Origin of the sequence: Enterobacter sp. NFIX59, assembly GCF_900113755.1 — a bacterium.
Classification (GTDB): Bacteria; Pseudomonadota; Gammaproteobacteria; order Enterobacterales; family Enterobacteriaceae; genus Enterobacter; species Enterobacter pseudoroggenkampii.
In genome coordinates, this window is record NZ_FOQN01000007.1 from 73588 (window position 1) to 94668 (window position 21081).

Consider the following 21081-nt stretch of genomic DNA (forward strand, 5'->3'; position numbering starts at 1 on the left):
GATCACATCTCAGGCGCGTTGAGCGTTGATAAAGGACGCCAGCGTGGCGACGGAAAAGAAGTGCTGGCGCATCTCTTCGCTTTCGGCGGAAAGCACCACGCCATACTGGTTTTTCACGGCCAGCCCCAGTTCCAGCGCGTCGATAGAGTCGAGACCCAGCCCATCGCCAAACAGCGCGGCATCGGTATCAATATCCTCTGCGGTAAGCTCGTCCAGATTCAGCGTGGTGATAATGAGATTCTTAATTTCAAGATAAAGCGCTTGCATCATTAATTCCTGACAAAGATTGAAGGCCTGATGTTAATCGATGCTGTAGATGCCGGTTTAACTGCCTTGCCGCCAGCGCCGGTTCTTGTTCAGTTGCATCGTAAAATTCGTCGATGTTCACGCGGTCGCGGACATCCACGGTGAAAACAGGTTTTTCTGGCGGTACATCATACCAGTGACTTTTTTTATCCAGCAGATGTTCGCTACAGTGGATCAGCACCACCCGCAGATCGCTGTTACAGCGCACGGCGATATTTGCCGCGCCGCGCTGGAGAGAGATAGCCTCGCCAAATCGGGTACGCGTGCCTTCCGGGAAGATTAAAAGCGTGTCGCCCTGAGCCAGACGCTGCTGGCTGGCCGCGAGCAGGGGCTCGGCTTCGCTGTTAATCAGGTAATCCGCCGCACGGATAACACCGCTGACAAACGGGTTGCGCAGCAGCGCGCTCTTCACCAGACAGTCGGTTTCCGGCATCACCGACGCCAGAATCACGTAGTCAATTAACGTGGGGTGGTTAGCCACCACCAGACAACCCCGATCGCTGCGCAGCGCGTCAAGGTTGTGAATGCGATAGTCCAGTACTCCGAGGCTGCGAGCAACGGTCAGGAAGAAGCGGAAGCTGGCCGCAATGCTGCGACGCGCCAGGCGACGACGGCTGGCGCGGTCGCGCTGGACGATCAGCAGCAGGTTGAACCAGACCAGCGACAGCAGCAGCCCGCCCACGCCAAACAGCGCGAAGCAGAAGCCGGTCATCACCAGACGCCATAACCAGTTGATACGGGCAGCCAGGCGGTTCATGCGCGCGTCCATTGCCACAGCAATCGTTCCCCGGGCACCACAAACTGCCGTGCCTCGCTGAGATAGCGTTGCAGGAACAACAGGCTTTGCGGCAGGGCGGGTTCTTCACCCGTGCTGCCGCTGCGGGTTTCACACTGCAATCCGTTGCCGGATTCAATCACCAGCGCCAGCGCGTATGGCCAGGTGGGCATCTGCGGCGGTAACGCCGGATGGTAAAATTCCGGCAGCGCGCCGTCAAAATCGACCAGCAGGACGCGGGAATAGCCCGCATGCAGCAGGCTCAGCACTTCACATAAGGCCTGCTGGAAGGTGTCCAGTCCGGCTGAGATGGATGATGAGACGATGGCCTGGCGTGCGGTAATCGTGAGATTGCCCACCGCGGAATTGTGCACGGACATGGCGAAATCGGTGGGGGAAACGGACTGCCCGGTCGCCAGAGCATGCAGAATACGGTAGTTGCGCTCCAGCTCGCCGTGACGGCTGGAATAGACGACGGCATCAATGGCGTGCTTTTGCAGCATGGCAAGACCAATGTCCACCGCCAGCTTACTGCCTGAATTGAGGCGGCGCGCGGTCATCATAGGTAAAGCGGTCAGCCGGGGAAGCGGGGCCGCTGGGTCAACGGCCAGCTGCAGGCGCGACCACGCCTGCCACTCTGTGGCATCGCTGAGTCCTGGCGCTCTCGCCTGCCAGTCGATAATGTTCAGTGAAAATTTCATCTACGCGCGTCCGCGAAAAAAACCGTATTCAAAGGGCAGGCTGGGCCACCCGGGCAGCTACGCTGCTCTGTTGTTCACGTTTGGTGCATATCAGCAGGGTATGACCGACCCCAAGGTTGTCCAGCCGCTGTTCAACGCTGAAACCTGCGCTCTCCAGGTAGCGATAAAACTTCTCTACGCTGTAAAACCGGCTATTACCATTCGCCATACAGGTGAAATAGAGCGAGGTGGCATTCAGGCTGAAAGAGGCCGCTTCAAACTTCTGGGCATCCCAGAAAGGCTCCATGATGCACAAGCGTGCGCCTGGCTTCATGACCTGTGCGACGCGCGTCAGCATGGCGACAATCTGATCCGGAGAGAAACAATCCAGGAACTGGCTCATCCACCAGACGTCGGCGTCACCCGGCAATGCTGCAGGGCTAAGCATATCGACAGCATGGAATGCAATACGATGAGAAAAACCTGCTTTTGCGATGTTTTCCTGCGCCAGCGCTATCTGCTGCGGCAGATCGAGGATCGTCACGGCAACATTTTCGTCATAGCGGCAGCAGCGTAACGACCATTTACCCGTATTTCCGCCCACATCGTACAATTTTGTCGGCGAGCTTGCGAATATATATGGTAACGCAGCGTCAAAAGCGGCGTCAGAATAGTAATGATCAAAAGCGAACCAGCTCTCTTTCGCCGGAGCCGGTAATTGGGATAATGCCGGGTAGATGGTTGGCCAGTCGCCAAACACGGCTAATCCGGCCGGCTTTTCTTCCTGCAGGGCGTCCGCCAGGTGAAATAGCCCCTGATAACAAACGTCCTGAGTGAAATCCATATTTACGCGGGTCATTGCGTCGTGCAGTAAAAAATGTCCCACTTTCGCCAGAAAATAACGTCCATTCTGTTGGGTAACGATGCGTCCGCTTAATCCCATATCCAGCAGGACGCTGACACCATAGCTACTCAGGGTGCTGTTTTCGGTTATTTCCTCGAGGGTAGCTCCCTCTTTGCCTTGTTTATCGAGACAGGCGAGAACGCCTGAGTTACGCAGACAAAGCGCAGTCTGGAATAACATCGGGGCAAAGGCGATGCGTTGCGCTTCGGTAATGGCATCCAGTGCGCTGAGTGTGTCCTTTTCGTACATTACTGCGTAACCTTATAGGGCAATAAAGAGAGGTTATCGGGCCATACGCGGCCCGACTTTAGAAAAATATTACAGCGCGGCGCCAGCGGAGAGGTTCAGCTGAATATCGTGGTCGAGGTTATTCACCCAGCGGTTATAATTCTTGTGAATTTTACCGTCTGCCGCTTTCAGGTTAAGGCTGTTTTCATAGTTGATTGAATAGCTTGTTGCCGTGTACGGAATACTCACCTGGACCGAGTGATCGCGTGACTGCAGACGTCCCTTAATCACCCCAGGACCCGCTTCCGTCATGATCCAGTCACGCTTTTGGCCTGCTTTCAAAATTGCCGTTTTTACCTGATCGGCAGTATGACCCGCGCTGACAATAGAGTGAACCTGAGCGATTGGGGCGGTACGCGCACAGCCTGCCAGTGCACCCACGAATACGGCAGCAGTACACCATTTAACGATCTTTTTCATCAACAACTCCATATCAATAATAACAATTAAAGGTGGTGGTTTTTACAAATAATACGCATCCGGCTTTTTTTAGCCGCCAGATGTATTTTTAATCAATATTAATGTTTGCATTGCGTTGACGCGAAGGCGGGCATAATAACATGGAAAATAAATAAGAATTTCATTTTTTATAATTTGCGTTAAATCATGAATTGCGTTTCAACATAATGCGCGTGGCGTAAATAAAGACAGAGTGAATATCGCCTTAACGCAAATAAAAATACCGCGACGGATTAGGGACGCGGTAATTTACGGTGTATTACTGACGCTTTAAACCTACCTGTACAGGTAGGCCGGTTACCCGGGTAGCCGGCTTTTCGGCCTCCCCGGCCCGAGCAGGATCGCCAGCTTGCTGCCGCCTTTGGTGGTTTCCATCCAGATTTTACATACGCTGGTCAGGGGGACCGACAGCAGCATCCCGACCGGGCCCAGCAGCCATCCCCAAATCAGTAAGGATAAAAACACCACCAGCGTCGACATGCCCAGCCGGTGTCCCATCATGCGCGGCTCAAGAATATTGCCCAGCACCATATGCACGACGAGGAACAGCGCGCCGACCAGCATGCATTCGTAGAAGCCGTTAAACAGGAACGCCTGAATCATCGGCGGCACGGCGGAAAGCACCGCACCAATATTGGGCACGTAGTTGAGCAGAAACGCCAGCACGCCCCACATCAGCGCGAACTGCACGTCCATCAGCATCAGCCCCAGCCAGACAATGATCCCCGTCCAGACGCTCAGCAGCGTTTTCAGCGCCAGATATTTGGAGACGCCCTTCAGTGCCCGGTGTAAGCCAGCAATATGAATTTGTGGATTATTTAATGCAAAGCGCAGCTTATAGGGGACGTGGCGGACTTCGAACAGCATAAACACCACCGTCATGACCAGCAGCAGAATGCTGGCCATCGCGCCGGAAAGCCCCGTCATCAGCGTGGTGGCGTAGGTCATGACCTTCTCGGAATCCATCCTGCGCAGCATCCGTTCGGGTGAGATATGCAGATTAAGAAAGGGCACCATCTCCTGGAGTGCGACAATCTTACGGGTCAGCTCTTTGTTGTACTGCGGCAGCATGGTGGAGAATTCGCTCAGCGATGCCGCCAGCACGCCAAAGAGCGCCGTCAGGGCAATCAGCATCACGATGACGACGATGGTGATGGCGACCGGACGGCTGACGCCCCGGCGTAAAAACCAGGTGACCAGCGGATTAAGCACAATGGCAAAAAAGAGCGCCAGCAGGAGCTGGACAATAATGTCAGCGGCAGCGTGGATACCCGCAAGGATAACCACCAGACAGGCGAGTTTTAATAAGATATGGAGCCCTGCTTTGTCGGACGGGTTAGCGATCATGCGTGTTCCTTAATGTGATGACCCGATAAGTGTAGTGTCCGGGCTCCGCTTCGTCTGGGGCCGTTAATCTGAAAGTCGGGGCTGATTTTCTTATTGGGGCGTGGTAATAGTGAAACACTGTTGTAAAAAATCCAGGTAGAACCCCATGCCCGAACCTGCCGCTGAACCGGCACTGAGCGGACTGCGCCTCAATCTGCGCATCGTTTCCGTTGTGATTTTCAACTTTGCCAGCTATCTGACCATCGGGCTGCCGCTGGCGGTCCTGCCGGGCTATGTCCATGACGTGATGGGCTTCAGCGCCTTCTGGGCGGGGCTGGTGATTAGCCTGCAGTATTTCGCCACGCTCCTCAGCCGCCCGCATGCCGGGCGCTACGCGGACACGTTCGGTCCAAAAAGCATCGTGGTGGTGGGATTGTGCGGCTGTTTCCTCAGTGGCCTGAGCTATCTGCTGGCTGCCGCAACCAGCCACTGGCCGCTGGTCAGCCTGGCCCTGCTCTGCCTGGGTCGCGTCATTCTGGGCATTGGGCAAAGCCTGGCGGGAACCGGCTCGACGCTGTGGGGCGTGGGGGTTGTCGGCGCGCCGCACATTGGTCGGGTGATCTCCTGGAACGGGATTGTCACCTACGGTGCGATGGCGCTCGGTGCGCCGCTCGGCGTGGCCTGCTATGCGCTGGGCGGGCTGCATGGGCTGGCCATCACCATCATGGCGGTCGCGCTGCTGGCGATCCTCTTTGCGCTGCCGCGCCCGAAGGTGAAGGCCAGCAAAGGCAAGCCGCTGCCGTTTCGGGCGGTGCTGGGGCGCGTCTGGCCGTACGGCATGGCCCTGGCGCTGGCGACAACCGGCTTCGGCGTGATAGCCACCTTCATTACTCTGTTCTATGACGCCAAAGGCTGGGACGGTGCGGCCTTTGCGTTAACCCTGTTCAGCTGTGCGTTTGTTGGCGCGCGCCTGCTTTTCCCTAACGGCATCAACCGTCTGGGCGGGCTGAATGTGGCGATGATCTGCTTTGCGATAGAGATTGTCGGGCTGCTGCTGACCGGAATAGCGATGGTGCCCTGGGTCGCGAAAGTGGGCGTATTCCTCGCGGGGGCAGGCTTTTCTCTGGTCTTCCCGGCGCTGGGCGTGGTGGCGGTAAAAGCCGTGCCGCAGCAGAATCAGGGGGCGGCGCTGGCGACCTATACGGTGTTTATGGATATGTCTTTAGGCATTACCGGCCCGCTGGCGGGGCTGGTGATGGCCTGGGCAGGCGTGCCGGTGATCTATCTTGCTGCAGCGGGTCTGGTTGTGATTGCACTGCTGCTGACGTGGCGGCTAAAAAAATGGCCCCCGGTGCAGGCACCGGAGGCCACGTCATCGCCGTGAAACGTTACTGGATCACGATGGTGTTAATGATGTTTTCAGCAGCCGTCTGCGCTTTCTGCTGATCTTCCGCTGGCAGGGTGATCTGCAGGGTCAGCAGTTTGTTATCGACCTTGCCCAGCACGACAGAGGAGTAAGCGGTCTGGCCTTTTGCAGAGATGATGCTGTCCAGTTGCTGCAGCTTATGGCCTTTCAGCTCGATGGATTTATTGGTCACGACCTGCAGCTGAGGGTCGCGGCCGCGCTGCTGATCTTCCAGACGTTTGGACAGAACGGCCAGATCTTCGCTGGTGTCGTCGCCCACAATCACAATGACCGCTTTCTGCCCGGTTGCGTCGGAGTAAACGTGCATGTTGTTCGCCTGGGTGCCCAGCTTGCCGCTCTGGTCAGTCATATCGGCTGGCAGAGAGAAACTGAGTTTGCCATCCATCAGATTAACCGGCTGGCCGGTCGCGTTGCTCTCTGCGGATGCGCCCTGAGCAGGCGTTTTCGTGTCGCTGTTATCACAGGCTGCAAGACCCACAACCAGCAGGCCAATCCCGACATATTTAACCAGATTGCGCATTGACTTCTTCCTTTCGATAAACGGCCATAACGGCTCATTCGCTCATCTTATCACAACTGATAAAGCGAACCCTTAACCAGCCTGCAATGCCGTGATTTCAGATTTATCTGCCAGCCTTTTCAGCAGCATATTGAGCAGTACGCCGTACATGGGCAGGAAGAAGACAATGCTGATGAGGACCTTGAAGCAGTAGTCCACCAGCGCGATTTCCATCCAGTGTTCGGCCATGAACGCATCCGGGCTGCGCCAGAAGGCGATGAAGAAGAAGGCCAGCGTATCGCTCACGTTACCGAACAGCGTGGAGGCGGTTGGCGCCATCCACCAGCGGTGATTTTGCCGCAGGCGGTTAAACACGTGCACGTCGAGGATCTGCCCCAGCGCGTAGGCCATAAAGCTGGCGGCGGCGATACGGGCGACAAACAGGTTAAAGTGGGTTAACGCCTCAAAGCCCTGCCAGCTTCCCATATAAAACAGAGACGAAATCACGTACGAGATGAACAGCGCCGGGAGCATGACCGAAAAAATAATGCGGCGAGCCAGCGGTGCGCCAAAGATACGCACGGTCAAATCGGTCGCGAGGAAAATAAACGGAAAACTGAACGCGCCCCAGGTGGTATGAAAACCAAAGATGGAGATCGGGAGCTGCACCAGATAGTTGCTGGAGGTGATCACCAGCAAATGGAAAAGCGAAAGCCAGAACAACGCTTTTACGCGCTGAGATTCGGAAAACGACGTCATATTGTGACCTTTTTATACGTTGGGGTGAGGGAACCCAATAAAAACCGCAGCATGATACTGCTTTGGCAGGACATTGCAATGGTTAGTTTTTACGCAATCGTTAACCTGGTTTGCATTGATCGCAACCGGGCGTAAACTACAGCCGTTTTTATCTGACCGAGAAGATCATGACCGACCTGTTTTCCAGCCCAGACCACACCCTTGATGCCCAGGGCCTTCGCTGCCCGGAACCGGTAATGATGGTACGTAAGACCGTGCGCAATATGCAGACCGGTGAAACGCTGTTGATTATTGCCGATGACCCGGCCACGACCCGTGATATTCCCGGTTTTTGTACCTTTATGGAACATGAGCTGGTGGCACAGCAGACTGAGGCGCTGCCGTACCAGTATTTAATTCGTAAGGGGTAGATGGGCTGTCCTCTGCGGCCTGATGCCCTCACCCCGGCCCTCTCCCACGGGGAGAGGGAGAAAGTCATCCTTTCATCCACGCCCGGATCCCGTCCAGGAACATCTGCGTCGCCATCATGACCAGAATCAGCCCCATCAGGCGCTCCAGCGCGTTCACCCCTTTCTCACCCAGCAGGCGCAGGAACAGGGACGACTGCAGCAGGATAATAAACGTCCCGCCCCAGGCGATCAGTAGGGCAATCACCAGATGACTCATCTGGTTCGGATACTGATGCGACAGCAGCATCAGCGTGGCCAGAATGGTCGGGCCCGCGACGAGGGGGATCGCCAGCGGCACAATAAACGGCTCTTCACCCGCAGGCAGGCCGCTGCTGCTGCCTTCCGCGCTCGGGAAAATCATCTTAATGGCAATCAGGAACAGAATAATCCCGCCGGAAATCGACACAGTTTCGGCGCGCAGGTTCAGGAATGCGAGGATCTTTTCCCCGGCAAACAGGAAGATAAACATCACCAGCAGGGCGATGAGCAGCTCGCGGATCATGATCGCCCGGCGGCGCTTCGGCTCGGTGTGCTTCAGCACCGACATGAAGATCGGCAGGTTACCCAGTGGATCCATTATCAGAATCAATAAAACCGCTGCGGAAATGATTTCACTCATGTAAATTATCCCTGAAATTCTCTATGGTTATTATGATAATTAGCTGTATTTCTGATTGCCGGGCAATCATCGATTAATTTCGCTTGCGACTTTGGCAGCATTTTGTAATGTGAAGCATATCCCAGTTCAATACTGGCTTGCACAAACAGCACACACCCTCAGCAGGAAAAAAATGCTATGAAAAACGTTGGTTTTATCGGCTGGCGCGGTATGGTCGGCTCTGTACTCATGCAACGCATGGTTGAAGAGCGCGATTTCGACGCTATCCGCCCGGTCTTCTTCTCCACTTCCCAGCTCGGCCAGGCTGCTCCGTCCTTTGGTGGTACCACAGGCACGTTGCAGGATGCTTACGATCTGGAAGCGCTGAAGGCGCTCGACATTATTGTGACCTGCCAGGGCGGCGATTATACCAACGAAATCTATCCAAAGCTGCGTGAAAGCGGCTGGCAGGGCTACTGGATTGACGCGGCCTCGTCGCTGCGCATGAAAGACGATGCCATCATCATTCTCGACCCGGTTAACCAGGGCGTGATCACCGATGGCCTGAACAACGGCGTGAAAACCTTTGTCGGCGGCAACTGCACCGTCAGCCTGATGCTGATGTCCCTCGGCGGCCTGTTCGCGCAGGATCTGGTGGAGTGGGTCTCCGTGGCGACCTACCAGGCGGCGTCCGGCGGCGGCGCGCGTCACATGCGCGAGCTGCTGACCCAGATGGGCCAGCTGCACCAGAGCGTTGCGACCGAGCTGGCAAACCCGGCATCCGCTATTCTGGATATCGAGCGTAAAGTGACCCAACTGACCCGCAGCGGCGAACTGCCGGTGGATAACTTTGGCGTACCGCTGGCAGGGGGCCTGATCCCGTGGATCGACAAACAGCTGGATAACGGCCAGACCCGCGAAGAGTGGAAAGGCCAGGCTGAGACCAACAAAATCCTCAATACCGCGAACACCATTCCGGTTGACGGCCTCTGCGTGCGTATCGGTGCGCTGCGCTGCCACAGCCAGGCCTTCACCATTAAACTGAAAAAAGATGTGTCTATTCCGACCGTGGAAGAGCTGCTGGCCGCGCACAACCCGTGGGCGAAAGTGGTGCCAAACGATCGCGATATCACCATGCGCGAGCTGACCCCGGCTGCCGTTACCGGCACGCTGACCACGCCGGTTGGCCGTCTGCGCAAGCTGAACATGGGGCCGGAGTATCTCTCCGCGTTCACCGTTGGCGACCAGCTCCTGTGGGGCGCTGCCGAGCCGCTGCGCCGCATGCTGCGCCAGCTGGCGTAATAATTTGTTAAATACCGGGGGTGATTTTCACCCCTTTTTTTTGCGTACTACATGGAGTAACACGCGTATGTCTTATTTTTTATCAGGAGTCATCTAGAGCGTTGGCTATGCTTTAAGGAAGAGTCATTTCTTACCTGAGGTTCGAACGGAGCAGATTGGATGCACATTTTTGTGCTGTCCCGTTCAGGTCACATTAAAAGTCGTCCCGGAGCGCTTAAAAAGGACGACATAAAAAACAGGATGAATACCATGTCCGATCGTGTGGATAGAGACGTGATTAATGCGCTTATTGCGGGTCATTTTGCTGACCCCTTTTCTGTGCTTGGGATGCATCGTACTGAGGATGGCCTTGAAGTTCGGGCACTGTTACCGGATGCCACAGAAGTCTGGGTGATTGAACCCAAAACCGGCCGCAAGGTGGGTAATCTTGAATGCCTCGATTCCCGTGGCTTCTTCTCGGGCGTAATGCCCCGTCGTAAAAACCCGTTTCGCTATCAGCTCGCCGTTCTCTGGCACGGTCAGCAAAACCTGATTGACGATCCCTACAGCTTCGGCCCTCTGCTTAAAGAGATGGACGCCTGGTTGCTTTCCGAAGGAACGCATCTTCGTCCTTATGAAACGCTGGGTGCCCATGCCGATACCATGGACGGCATTACCGGCACGCGGTTCTCCGTGTGGGCGCCCAATGCCCAGCGCGTCTCCGTTGTCGGACAGTTCAACTACTGGGACGGCCGCCGCCACCCGATGCGTCTGCGCCGGGAAACCGGCATCTGGGAGCTGTTTATCCCCGGGGCGCACCACGGGCAGCTTTATAAATTCGAGATGATTGACGCCCACGGCAAGCTGCGCATTAAAGCCGACCCGTATGCCTTCGAAGCGCAGATGCGTCCGGATACCGCGTCGCTGATTTGCGGCCTGCCGGAGAAGGTCGTTCAGACGGAGGAGCGCAAGCAGGCTAACCGCTTTGATGCGCCGATCTCCGTCTATGAAGTCCATCTTGGCTCCTGGCGTCGCCACACCGATAACAACTTCTGGCTGAGCTACCGGGAGCTTGCCGACCAGCTGGTGCCGTATGCAAAATGGATGGGCTTTACCCACCTTGAGCTGCTGCCGGTCAACGAGCACCCGTTCGACGGCAGCTGGGGCTATCAGCCCACCGGGCTGTATGCGCCAACGCGCCGCTTCGGCACGCGCGACGACTTCCGCTATTTCATTGATGCCGCGCACGCCGCCGGGCTGAACGTCATCCTCGACTGGGTGCCGGGTCATTTCCCTGCGGATGATTTCGCGCTGGCAGAGTTTGACGGCACGAAGCTGTACGAGCACAGCGATCCGCGCGAAGGCTATCACCAGGACTGGAACACGCTGATCTATAACTACGGTCGCCGTGAGGTCGCAAACTACCTGGTCGGGAATGCCCTGTACTGGATCGAGCGGTTTGGTATTGATGCCCTGCGCGTCGATGCGGTGGCGTCGATGATCTACCGCGACTACAGCCGCAAAGAGGGGGAGTGGATCCCGAACGAGTTTGGCGGCCGCGAAAACCTGGAAGCCATTGAATTCCTGCGTAATACCAACCGCATTATCGGCGAGCAGGTGGACGGTGCCGTAACTATGGCGGAAGAGTCGACCGACTTTGCGGGCGTCTCCCGTCCGCCGTCATTAGGCGGCCTGGGGTTCTGGTATAAGTGGAACCTGGGCTGGATGCACGACACGCTCGACTACATGAAGCTGGATCCGGTTCACCGTAAGTATCATCACGATAAGCTGACGTTCGGGATGCTCTACAACTACACCGAAAACTTCATGCTGCCGCTGTCGCACGATGAGGTGGTACACGGCAAAAAATCGATTCTCGACCGCATGCCGGGCGACGCGTGGCAGAAGTTTGCCAACCTGCGCGCCTATTACGGCTGGATGTTTGCCTTCCCGGGCAAGAAACTGCTGTTTATGGGCAATGAGTTCGCCCAGGGGCGCGAGTGGAACCACGACGCCAGCCTCGACTGGCATCTGCTGGAAGGCGGCGACAACTGGCACCACGGGGTGCAGCGTCTGGTGCGCGATCTGAACCTGACCTATCGCCACCACAAAGCGCTGCACGAGCTCGACTTCGATCCGTACGGCTTTGAATGGCTGGTGGTGGACGACCATGAGCGCTCGGTGTTTGTCTTTGTGCGTCGTGACAAGGCGGGTAACGAGATCATCGTCGCCAGCAACTTCACCCCGGTGCCGCGCGAACACTACCGCTTCGGCATTAACCAGCCGGGCAAATGGCGTGAAATTCTGAATACCGACTCGATGCACTACCACGGCAGCAACGCCGGTAACGGTGGGCTGGTACAGAGCGACGCCATTGAAAGCCACGGGCGACCCAACTCCCTGAGCCTGACGCTGCCGCCGCTTGGCACCATCTGGCTAATGCGGGAGGGCGAATGACGCAGCTTACGGCAGGTAAACCCGAACCGCTCGGGGCGAGTTTTGACGGGAAGGGGGTCAATTTCACCCTCTTTTCCGCTCACGCTGAGCGGGTAGAACTGTGCGTGTTTGACGGGGAAGGTAACGAGCACCGTTACGATTTACCCGCGCGCACGGGGGATACCTGGCACGGCTACCTGGCCGGAGGGCGGCCAGGCTTGCACTATGGCTTTCGCGTACACGGTCCGTGGGATCCGGCGCAGGGTCACTGGTTTAACCCGGCGAAGCTGTTGATTGACCCGTGCGCGCACCGCGTGGACGGCGAATTTAAAGACGACCCGCTCTTCCACGTGGGCTACGGCGATCCCGACCACCGCGACAGCGCGCCCGTCGCGCCAAAAAGCGTGGTGGTGAACGATCTTTATGACTGGGAAGACGATGCCCCGCCGCAGACGCCGTGGGGCCATACCGTCATTTATGAAGCCCACGTCAAAGGGCTGACCTACCTGCACCCGTCGATCCCCAAAGAGATGCGGGGCACCTACAAGGCGCTCGGGCATCCCACCATGATCGCCTACCTGAAGCACCTCGGCATCACCGCTCTGGAACTGCTGCCCGTCGCCCATTTTGCCAGCGAGCCGCGCCTGCAGCGGCTGGGGCTCAGCAACTACTGGGGCTACAACCCGCTGGCGATGTTCGCGCTTGAGCCACGCTATGCCGCTCATCCGGAAAAGGCGCGGGACGAGTTTCGCGATGCGGTGAAGGCGCTTCATACGGCGGGCATTGAGGTCATTCTGGACGTCGTGCTGAACCACAGTGCCGAAAGCGATCTCGACGGTCCGACGCTCTCCATGCGCGGAATTGATAACCGTAGCTATTATTGGATCAGGCAGGATGGCGATTATGAGAACTGGACCGGCTGCGGCAACACGCTCAATCTCAGCCATCCGGCGGTCACGCATTTTGCTTATGAATGCCTGAAATACTGGGTGGAAACGTTCCACGTCGACGGTTTTCGTTTCGACCTGGCCCCGGTGATGGGGCGCACGCCGGCGTTCAGCCAGCAGGCGCCGCTGTTTGAGGCGATAAAAAATTGTCCGGTGCTCTCGCAGGTGAAGCTCATTGCCGAGCCGTGGGACATCGGAGAAGGCGGTTATCAGGTCGGGAATTTCCCGCCGCTGTTTGCCGAGTGGAACGACCACTACCGCGACGCCGTACGCCGCTTCTGGCTGGAGCGGAATCTGTCGCTCGGGGAGTTCGCCGGACGCTTTGCTGCTTCAAGCGATCTCTTTAAGCGCGACGGCAAACGCCCGTCGGCCACCGTCAATCTGTTGACGGCGCACGACGGTTTTACGCTCAGGGACTGCGTTTGTTTCAATCAGAAACACAATGAGGCAAACGGCGAAGAGAATCGCGATGGCACTAACAATAACCATAGCTTCAATCATGGTATAGAAGGGTTAGGCGGAAGTCTGGATGTGATAGAGCGGCGACGCGCCAGCGTACATGCGCTGCTGACAACGCTTTTATTGTCGCAGGGCACGCCGATGCTGCTGGCAGGCGATGAACACGGCCACAGCCAGCACGGTAACAACAATGCGTATTGCCAGGACAACACGTTAACCTGGCTCGACTGGGGTGAAGCCAACAGCGGGCTGATTCATTTTACCGCTGCGCTGATCCATCTTCGCCAGCAGATCCCCGCGCTGACCGCCGACCGCTGGTGGGAAGAGGGTGACGGCAACGTTCGCTGGCTGAATCAAGACGCGCAACCGTTAAGCGCGCAAGAGTGGCAACACGGCGTACCACGCCTGCAAATCCTGCTGTCGGATAAATGGCTGGTCACGCTGAACGCGACGGATGACGTCGCAGAGATTGTTTTACCTGAAGGGGAATGGCGAGCTGTTCCCCCCTTTGCCGGAGTGGATAATCCGGTAGTAATGGCTGTCTGGCACGGGCCTGCGCACGGAGTGTGCGTATTCCAAAGATGATAAAAAAGGAGTTAGTCATGGTTAGATTAGAGAAGAACGATCCCTTAATGTTGGCACGCCAGCTACCATTAAAAACGGTTGCCCTGATACTTGCGGGTGGGCGTGGTACCCGTCTGAAAGATTTGACCATCAAGCGCGCCAAACCGGCTGTTCACTTTGGTGGTAAGTTCCGCATCATCGACTTTGCGCTCTCCAACTGCCTGAACTCGGGCATTCGCCGTATTGGCGTCATAACGCAGTATCAGTCGCACACGCTGGTTCAGCATATCCAGCGCGGCTGGTCATTCTTCAGCGAAGAGATGAATGAGTTTGTCGATCTCCTCCCTGCGCAGCAGCGCGTTCACGGCGAGAACTGGTATCGCGGGACGGCGGATGCGGTGACCCAAAACCTCGACATTATTCGTCGCTATAACGCGGAATACATCGTGATCCTCGCCGGGGACCATATCTACAAGCAAGATTACTCCCACATGCTCATCGACCACGTCGAAAAAGGGGCGCGCTGCACCGTGGCGTGTCTGCCTGTGCCCGTTGCTGAAGCGACGGCGTTTGGCGTCATGCACGTGGATGCCGACGACAAAATTATCGACTTCGTTGAAAAACCGGCGAACCCGCCAACCATGCCGGGCGATGACACCAAATCGCTTGCCAGCATGGGGATCTACATCTTTGATGCAGAATATCTTTATGAGCTGCTGGAAGAAGACGACAAAGACGAAAACTCCAGCCACGACTTCGGTAAAGACATCATTCCGAAAATCACGAAAGCTGGCATGGCGTATGCACATCCTTTCCCGCTGTCCTGCGTGCAGTCCGACCCGAATGCGGAGCCTTACTGGCGCGACGTGGGAACCCTGGAGGCGTACTGGAAAGCGAACCTCGACCTGGCGTCGGTCACGCCTGAGCTGGATATGTACGACCAGAACTGGCCGATTCGTACCCATATGGAGTCGCTGCCGCCGGCCAAGTTCGTGCAGGACCGCTCCGGCAGCCACGGTATGACGCTGAACTCGCTGGTGTCCGGCGGGTGCATTATTTCAGGCTCGGTGGTGGTGCAGTCGGTGCTGTTCCCCCGCGTGCGGATAAATTCATTCTGTAATATCGATTCGGCAGTCTTATTGCCGGATGTCTGGGTAGGGCGCTCGTGTCGTCTGCGTCGCTGCGTGATCGACCGCGCCTGCGTCATCCCTGAAGGGATGGTGATTGGGGAGAATGCGGAAGAAGACGCGCGTCGTTTCTATCGTTCGGAAGAGGGGATCGTGTTAGTCACACGGGAAATGTTGCGGAAGCTGCAGATCAAACAGGAGCGATGATGCAGGTTTTACACGTATGTTCTGAGATGTTCCCGTTGTTGAAAACGGGCGGTCTGGCAGATGTTTTGGGTGCATTACCGGCAGCGCAAATCGCCGGAGGCGTGGATACCCGAGTCCTGCTGCCCGCCTTTCCGGATATCCGGCGTGGTATACCCGATGCAAAAGTGGTGACCCGCCGTGAGACCTTCGCCGGACGCATCACTCTGCTGTTTGGACATTACAATGGCGTAGGGATTTACCTGATCGACGCGCCGCACTTATACGATCGACCGGGCAGCCCGTATCACGATACGAACCTGTTCGCTTATACCGACAACGTGCTGCGCTTTGCGCTGCTCGGCTGGGTCGGTGCAGAAATGGCGACGGGGCTGGATCCGTTCTGGCGCCCGGATGTGGTGCACGCGCACGACTGGCACGCCGGGCTTGCCCCGGCGTATCTCGCCGCGCGCGGCCACCCGGCGAAATCGGTCTTTACCGTGCATAACCTGGCGTATCAGGGGATGTACTATGCCCATCACATGAGTGAAATCGATCTGCCATTATCGTTCTATAACATGCACGGGCTGGAATTTAACGGGCAGATCTCGTTCCTGAAAGCCGGGCTGTACTACGCCGATCACATCACGGCGGTGAGCCCAACCTACGCGCGTGAGATCACCCAGCCGGCGTTTGGCTACGGTATGGAAGGGTTGCTGCAACAGCGCCATCGCGAAGGACGCCTGTCGGGCATTCTGAACGGCGTGGACGAACAGATCTGGAGCCCGGAAACCGATCTCCTGCTGGCGGCGCGTTATGGCCGTGATTCCGTGGAGGACAAAGCGGAAAACAAACGCCAGCTGCAGATTGCGATGGGCCTGAAGGTTAACGACAAAGTGCCGCTGTTCGCGGTGGTCAGCCGCCTGACCAGCCAGAAAGGGCTGGATCTGGTGCTGGAGGCGCTGCCCGGTTTACTGGAGCAGGGCGGACAGCTGGCGCTGCTCGGCGCGGGCGACCCGGTGCTGCAGGAAGGTTTCCTTGCCGCCGCGGCGGAACATCCGGGTCAGGTGGGCGTGCAGATTGGCTACCACGAGGCATTCTCGCACCGCATTATGGGCGGCGCGGACGTCATTCTGGTGCCAAGCCGTTTCGAACCCTGCGGCCTGACGCAGCTGTACGGCCTGAAATATGGCACCCTGCCGTTGGTACGCCGCACGGGCGGACTGGCGGATACCGTATCCGATAGCTCTCTGGAAAACCTGGCGGACGGTATCGCCAGCGGGTTTGTCTTTGAGGACAGTAATGCCTGGTCGCTGCTTCGGGCGATTCGGCGTGCTTTCGTCTTGTGGTCCCGTCCATCGCTGTGGCGTTACGTACAACGTCAGGCGATGTCCATGGACTTTAGCTGGCACGTCGCGGCGCAGTCATACCGCGATCTCTATCAACGCTTGATGTAACGAGGCGAAGTTACTGATATGAACGCTCCATTTAGCTACTCTTCACCCACGCTCAGCGTTGAGGCGTTAAAGCACTCTATCGCCTACAAGCTGATGTTCACCATCGGGAAAGATCCGGTTATTGCCAACAAGCACGAGTGGCTGAACGCTACCCTGTTTGCGGTGCGTGACCGTTTAGTGGAACGCTGGCTGCGCTCAAACCGCGCCCAGCTCTCTCAGGAGACGCGTCAGGTTTACTACCTGTCGATGGAATTTTTGATTGGCCGCACGCTGTCCAATGCGCTGTTGTCGCTCGGTATTTATGACGACGTCAAAACCGCACTGGAAGAGATGGGGTTAGATTTAGAAGAACTGATCGACGAAGAGAACGACCCGGGCCTCGGTAACGGCGGTCTGGGACGTCTCGCCGCCTGCTTCCTCGACTCGCTGGCGACGCTGGCGCTGCCGGGCCGCGGCTACGGTATTCGCTACGATTACGGCATGTTCAAGCAGAACATCGTCGACGGGCGTCAGAAAGAGTCCCCGGACTACTGGCTGGAGTACGGTAACCCGTGGGAGTTCAAGCGCCACAACACGCGCTACAAGGTGCGCTTTGGCGGGCGTATTCAGCAGGAAGGGAAAAAATCCCGCTGGGTGGAAACGGAAGAGATCCTGGCCGTGGCCTACGACCAGATTATCCCCGGCTACGACACCGACGCCACCAACACGCTGAGGCTGTGGAGCGCCCAGGCCAGTAGCGAAATTAACCTCGGTAAATTTAACCAGGGTGACTACTTCGCGGCGGTGGAGGATAAAAACCACTCCGAGAACGTATCCCGCGTGCTGTACCCGGATGACTCGACCTACTCAGGCCGCGAGCTGCGCCTGCGTCAGGAGTACTTCCTTGTTTCGGCGACCATTCAGGACATCCTTAGCCGTCACCATCAGCTGCACAAAACCTACGCCAACCTGGCGGAGAAAACCGCGATCCACCTTAATGACACCCACCCGGTGCTTTCTATTCCGGAGCTGATGCGCCTGCTGATCGACGAGCATAAATTCAGCTGGGACGACGCCTTTGAGGTGACCTGCCAGGTGTTCTCGTACACCAACCACACGCTGATGAGCGAAGCGCTGGAAACGTGGCCGGTGGACATGCTCGGCAAAATCCTGCCGCGCCATCTGCAGATTATCTTTGAGATTAACGACTACTTCCTCAAGACGCTGCAGGAGCAGTATCCGAACGATACTGGCCTGCTGAGCCGCGCGTCCATCATTGATGAGTCGAACGGTCGTCGCGTGCGCATGGCCTGGCTGGCGGTTGTCATCAGCCACAAGGTCAACGGGGTGTCCGAGCTCCACTCGAACCTGATGGTGCAGTCGCTGTTTGCGGACTTTGCGAAGATCTTCCCGACGCGGTTCTGCAACGTGACCAACGGCGTCACCCCGCGCCGCTGGCTGGCGCTGGCCAACCAGCCGCTCTCTGAGGTACTGGACGAGAATATTGGCCGTACCTGGCGTACCGATTTGAGCCAGCTGAGCGAGCTGGAACAGCATATTGATTTCCCGACGGTGAACAAAGCCGTGCGCGAAGCCAAGCTGCTGAACAAAAAGCGTCTGGCGGTCTGGCTGGCGATGCACCTCAACGTGGTGGCAAACCCGAAAGCGCTGTTCGACGTGCAGATCAAACGCATCCATGAATACAAGCGTCAGCTGATGAACGTGCTGCACGTGATCACCCATTACAACCGCATTAAGGCCGATCCGACGGCCGAATGGGTGCCGCGCGTGAAGATCTTTGCCGGTAAGGCGGCGTCGGCCTACTACATGGCGAAGCACATTATTCATCTCATCAACGACGTGGCGAAGGTGGTTAACCAGGATCCGGACATTGGCGACAAGCTGAAGGTGGTGTTCATTCCGAACTACAGCGTCAGCCTGGCGCAGCTGATCATCCCGGCGGCGGATCTCTCTGAACAGATTTCCACGGCGGGGACGGAAGCATCCGGCACCAGTAACATGAAGTTTGCCCTTAACGGCGCGCTGACCATCGGTACGCTTGACGGGGCGAACGTCGAGATGCTGGAGCATGTGGGCGAAGACAATATCTTTATCTTCGGTAATACGACAGAAGAGGTGGAGGCGCTACGCAGAAAAGGCTACTCGCCACGTCAATATTACGAAGGGGATGAAGAGTTGCGTCAGGTGCTGACGCAGATCGCGACCGGCGTGTTTAGCCCGGATGAACCGAGCCGCTACCGCGATCTGGTGGATTCGCTGATTAACTTTGGCGATCACTATCAGGTGCTGGCGGATTATCGCAGCTACGTGGACTGTCAGGACAAGGTGGACGAACTGTATCGCCAGCCGGAGAAGTGGACCAGCGCCGCGATGTATAACATCGCCAATATGGGGTATTTCTCGTCTGACAGGACCATTAAGGAGTATGCCGAGACGATCTGGCATATTGATCCGGTGAGGTTATAAAAGCAAAACGGCAACCTCGGTTGCCGTTTTTAGTGTTTGTTCCCTCTCCCTGTGGGAGAGGGGCAGGGTGAGGGTATCAGCCCGCACCGATCGCATTAAGACGCCAGCGACAGCTCACGCTTTCCCGCATTTTGCAGCAACCACTGCGCCACGCGAGACTGCTGCTCGGCGTTGAGCCACATCCCTTCTTTGGTACGGCGCCAGATAGCATCGTCCAGACGACGCACCCACTCGTGCTCAACCAGGTAGCGCAGCTCGGCTTCATACAGCTCGTGGCCGAAATGCTCGCCCAGATCCGTAATGTCCTTCGCATCGCCCAGGAACAGCTCGGTATTGCTGCCGTAGGTGCGGGCATAGTGGCGCGCCATCCCTTCGGTGATGAACGGGAAGCGACGGCGCAGTTTCGCGGCGTAATCATCGCGGTTACCGCCGATATCACCGCCGGGCAGCACCGCGCCTTTGGTCCATGCCGGGCCAATGCCTTTGTAGTACGGCGCCAGTTTTTCCAGCGCGTGCTCGGCCAGCTTGCGGTAGGTGGTCAGCTTGCCGCCAAACACGGACAGCAGCGGCGCCTGACCGTCTACGTCGTGAATATCGAGCGTATAGTCACGGGTGATGGCCTGCGGAGAGTCAGACTCGTCATCGCACAGCGGACGTACGCCGGAGTAGGTCCAGACCACGTCGTCGCGTGACAGCTGTTTCTTAAAGTGCGCGTTATACACTTTGAGCAGGTAGTTCACTTCGCTCTCGTCGATCTCGACGTTCTTCGGATCGCCTTTGTACTCCACGTCGGTGGTGCCGATGATCGAGAATTCGTCCATCCACGGGATCACAAACACGATGCGCTTGTCTTCGTTCTGCAGAATGTAGGCCTGCTTCTGGGTATGCACGCGCGGCACCACAATGTGGCTGCCCTTGATCAGGCGGATGCCGTACGGGGAAGGCAGATGCATGCCGTCGTCGAAGAACTGCTTCACCCACGGGCCGGTAGCGTTCACCAGGCCGCGCGCTTTCCAGCTGAATTTCTCGCCGGTATCGATGTCTTCCGCTTCCACAATCCACAGGCCGTTTTCACGACGGGCAGCGGTCGCGCGAGTGCGGGTTTTCACCTCGCCGCCTTTCTTCTCAACCATCTGCGCGTTCGCCAGCACCAGGCGCGCATCGTCCACCCAGCAGTCGGAATATTCGAATCCGCGCACGATTTCAGGCTTAAGGACCGATTCTGAGCCAAAACGCAAACCTTTCGAACCCGGGAGGCTGGTGCGTTTACCCAGATGATCGTACATAAACAGACCAATTCGGATCATCCATGCCGGGCGCAGATGCGGGCGATGGGGCAGGCGGAAGCGCATCGGAATCGCCAGATGCGGGGCCATTTTCAGCAGCACTTCACGTTCGGCCAGCGCTTCACTGACCAGGCGGAATTCGTAGTGTTCCAGGTAGCGCAGGCCACCGTGAATCAGTTTGGAGCTGGCGGACGACGTCGCGCAGGCGAGATCGTTAGCTTCCAGCATCAGTACGGATAAACCGCGTCCTGCGGCATCGACCGCAATACCGGCACCGTTGATGCCACCGCCTATCACAATCAGATCTTTGGTTTCCATAACACCCTCATGCACTTTCGTTAAAGCTCAGAAATGTTCGATATCGCTCATAATAGCAAAGGAACGCGCTTTTGGTAACATCAAAAAA

The 21081-nt window shown here is 57.1% G+C and carries 18 protein-coding genes; 8 read left to right on the plus strand and 10 right to left on the minus strand.

Annotated features, from left to right (window positions below):
• Positions 1-9: 9 nt before the first annotated feature.
• The 6 genes from BM007_RS19860 to BM007_RS19885 all read right to left on the minus strand — a co-directional run bounded on the left by BM007_RS19860 (position 10) and on the right by BM007_RS19885 (position 4759).
• Positions 10-267 carry a phosphopantetheine-binding protein gene (locus BM007_RS19860; protein ID WP_008503081.1) on the minus strand — a complete coding sequence of 86 codons (258 nt, stop codon included), beginning with the start codon at positions 265-267 and terminating at the stop codon, positions 10-12.
• Positions 248-1063, minus strand: a complete 816-nt coding sequence (locus BM007_RS19865; protein WP_024908877.1) for a lysophospholipid acyltransferase family protein — start codon at positions 1061-1063, stop codon at positions 248-250. The genes BM007_RS19860 and BM007_RS19865 overlap by 20 nt, the downstream gene beginning before the upstream one ends.
• Positions 1060-1782 carry a beta-ketoacyl synthase chain length factor gene (locus tag BM007_RS19870; RefSeq protein WP_024908878.1) on the minus strand — a complete coding sequence of 241 codons (723 nt, stop codon included), beginning with the start codon at positions 1780-1782 and terminating at the stop codon, positions 1060-1062. Before BM007_RS19870 ends, BM007_RS19865 begins: the two co-directional genes overlap by 4 nt.
• A gap of 28 nt (positions 1783-1810) precedes the next feature.
• Positions 1811-2914 (minus strand): class I SAM-dependent methyltransferase, encoded by a 1104-nt coding sequence (locus BM007_RS19875; RefSeq protein ID WP_090420579.1) that lies wholly within the window; start codon positions 2912-2914, stop codon positions 1811-1813.
• A 69-nt stretch (positions 2915-2983) separates the two neighbouring features.
• Positions 2984-3373 carry a lipoprotein gene (locus tag BM007_RS19880; protein WP_024908880.1) on the minus strand — a complete coding sequence of 130 codons (390 nt, stop codon included), beginning with the start codon at positions 3371-3373 and terminating at the stop codon, positions 2984-2986.
• Between the two features lie 336 nt (positions 3374-3709).
• A complete protein-coding gene (locus BM007_RS19885; protein ID WP_024908881.1) occupies positions 3710-4759 on the minus strand; it encodes an AI-2E family transporter in 1050 nt (349 codons plus the stop codon).
• A gap of 145 nt (positions 4760-4904) precedes the next feature.
• Between BM007_RS19885 and BM007_RS19890 the strand changes: the two genes are divergently transcribed.
• Positions 4905-6122: an MFS transporter gene (locus BM007_RS19890; RefSeq protein WP_090420582.1), complete on the plus strand. Its 1218-nt coding sequence runs from the start codon at positions 4905-4907 to the stop codon at positions 6120-6122.
• A 4-nt stretch (positions 6123-6126) separates the two neighbouring features.
• Here BM007_RS19890 and BM007_RS19895 read toward each other — a convergent pair whose 3' ends face one another.
• The gene (locus BM007_RS19895) at positions 6127-6684 is read right to left on the minus strand and encodes a DcrB family lipoprotein (protein WP_008503073.1); all 558 of its coding nucleotides are present in this window, start codon (positions 6682-6684) and stop codon (positions 6127-6129) included.
• Between the two features lie 72 nt (positions 6685-6756).
• Positions 6757-7422 carry a 7-cyano-7-deazaguanine/7-aminomethyl-7-deazaguanine transporter gene (locus tag BM007_RS19900; RefSeq protein WP_032648297.1) on the minus strand — a complete coding sequence of 222 codons (666 nt, stop codon included), beginning with the start codon at positions 7420-7422 and terminating at the stop codon, positions 6757-6759.
• A gap of 167 nt (positions 7423-7589) precedes the next feature.
• On the opposite strand from BM007_RS19900, the gene tusA reads away from it, so the two are divergent.
• Positions 7590-7832 (plus strand): sulfurtransferase TusA, encoded by a 243-nt coding sequence (gene tusA, locus BM007_RS19905; protein ID WP_024908884.1) that lies wholly within the window; start codon positions 7590-7592, stop codon positions 7830-7832.
• 64 nt (positions 7833-7896) lie between these two features.
• Here tusA and yhgN read toward each other — a convergent pair whose 3' ends face one another.
• Positions 7897-8490 carry an NAAT family transporter YhgN gene (gene yhgN / locus BM007_RS19910; RefSeq protein WP_003861574.1) on the minus strand — a complete coding sequence of 198 codons (594 nt, stop codon included), beginning with the start codon at positions 8488-8490 and terminating at the stop codon, positions 7897-7899.
• Between the two features lie 177 nt (positions 8491-8667).
• Here yhgN and asd point away from each other — a divergent pair, with 177 nt between their 5' ends.
• The 6 genes from asd (at position 8668) to glgP (ending at position 19389) form a co-directional block, all read left to right on the plus strand.
• The gene (gene asd, locus BM007_RS19915) at positions 8668-9771 is read left to right on the plus strand and encodes an aspartate-semialdehyde dehydrogenase (RefSeq protein WP_024908885.1); all 1104 of its coding nucleotides are present in this window, start codon (positions 8668-8670) and stop codon (positions 9769-9771) included.
• 249 nt (positions 9772-10020) lie between these two features.
• On the plus strand, positions 10021-12207 hold the full coding sequence (glgB, locus tag BM007_RS19920) for a 1,4-alpha-glucan branching enzyme (protein ID WP_090420695.1): 2187 nt from the start codon (positions 10021-10023) through the stop codon (positions 12205-12207).
• Complete coding sequence (glgX, locus tag BM007_RS19925) at positions 12204-14177, plus strand: glycogen debranching protein GlgX (RefSeq protein ID WP_090420583.1); 1974 nt, start codon at positions 12204-12206, stop codon at positions 14175-14177. Before glgB ends, glgX begins: the two co-directional genes overlap by 4 nt.
• A 17-nt stretch (positions 14178-14194) precedes the next feature.
• The gene (glgC, locus tag BM007_RS19930) at positions 14195-15490 is read left to right on the plus strand and encodes a glucose-1-phosphate adenylyltransferase (protein WP_032648303.1); all 1296 of its coding nucleotides are present in this window, start codon (positions 14195-14197) and stop codon (positions 15488-15490) included.
• A complete protein-coding gene (gene glgA, locus BM007_RS19935) occupies positions 15490-16923 on the plus strand; it encodes a glycogen synthase GlgA (protein WP_024908888.1) in 1434 nt (477 codons plus the stop codon). The genes glgC and glgA overlap by 1 nt, the downstream gene beginning before the upstream one ends.
• A gap of 18 nt (positions 16924-16941) precedes the next feature.
• A complete protein-coding gene (glgP, locus tag BM007_RS19940; protein ID WP_032648304.1) occupies positions 16942-19389 on the plus strand; it encodes a glycogen phosphorylase in 2448 nt (815 codons plus the stop codon).
• Between the two features lie 95 nt (positions 19390-19484).
• On the opposite strand, the gene glpD is transcribed toward glgP, so the two are convergent.
• Complete coding sequence (gene glpD, locus BM007_RS19945; RefSeq protein ID WP_090420586.1) at positions 19485-20993, minus strand: glycerol-3-phosphate dehydrogenase; 1509 nt, start codon at positions 20991-20993, stop codon at positions 19485-19487.
• Between the last annotated feature and the right edge of the window lie 88 nt (positions 20994-21081).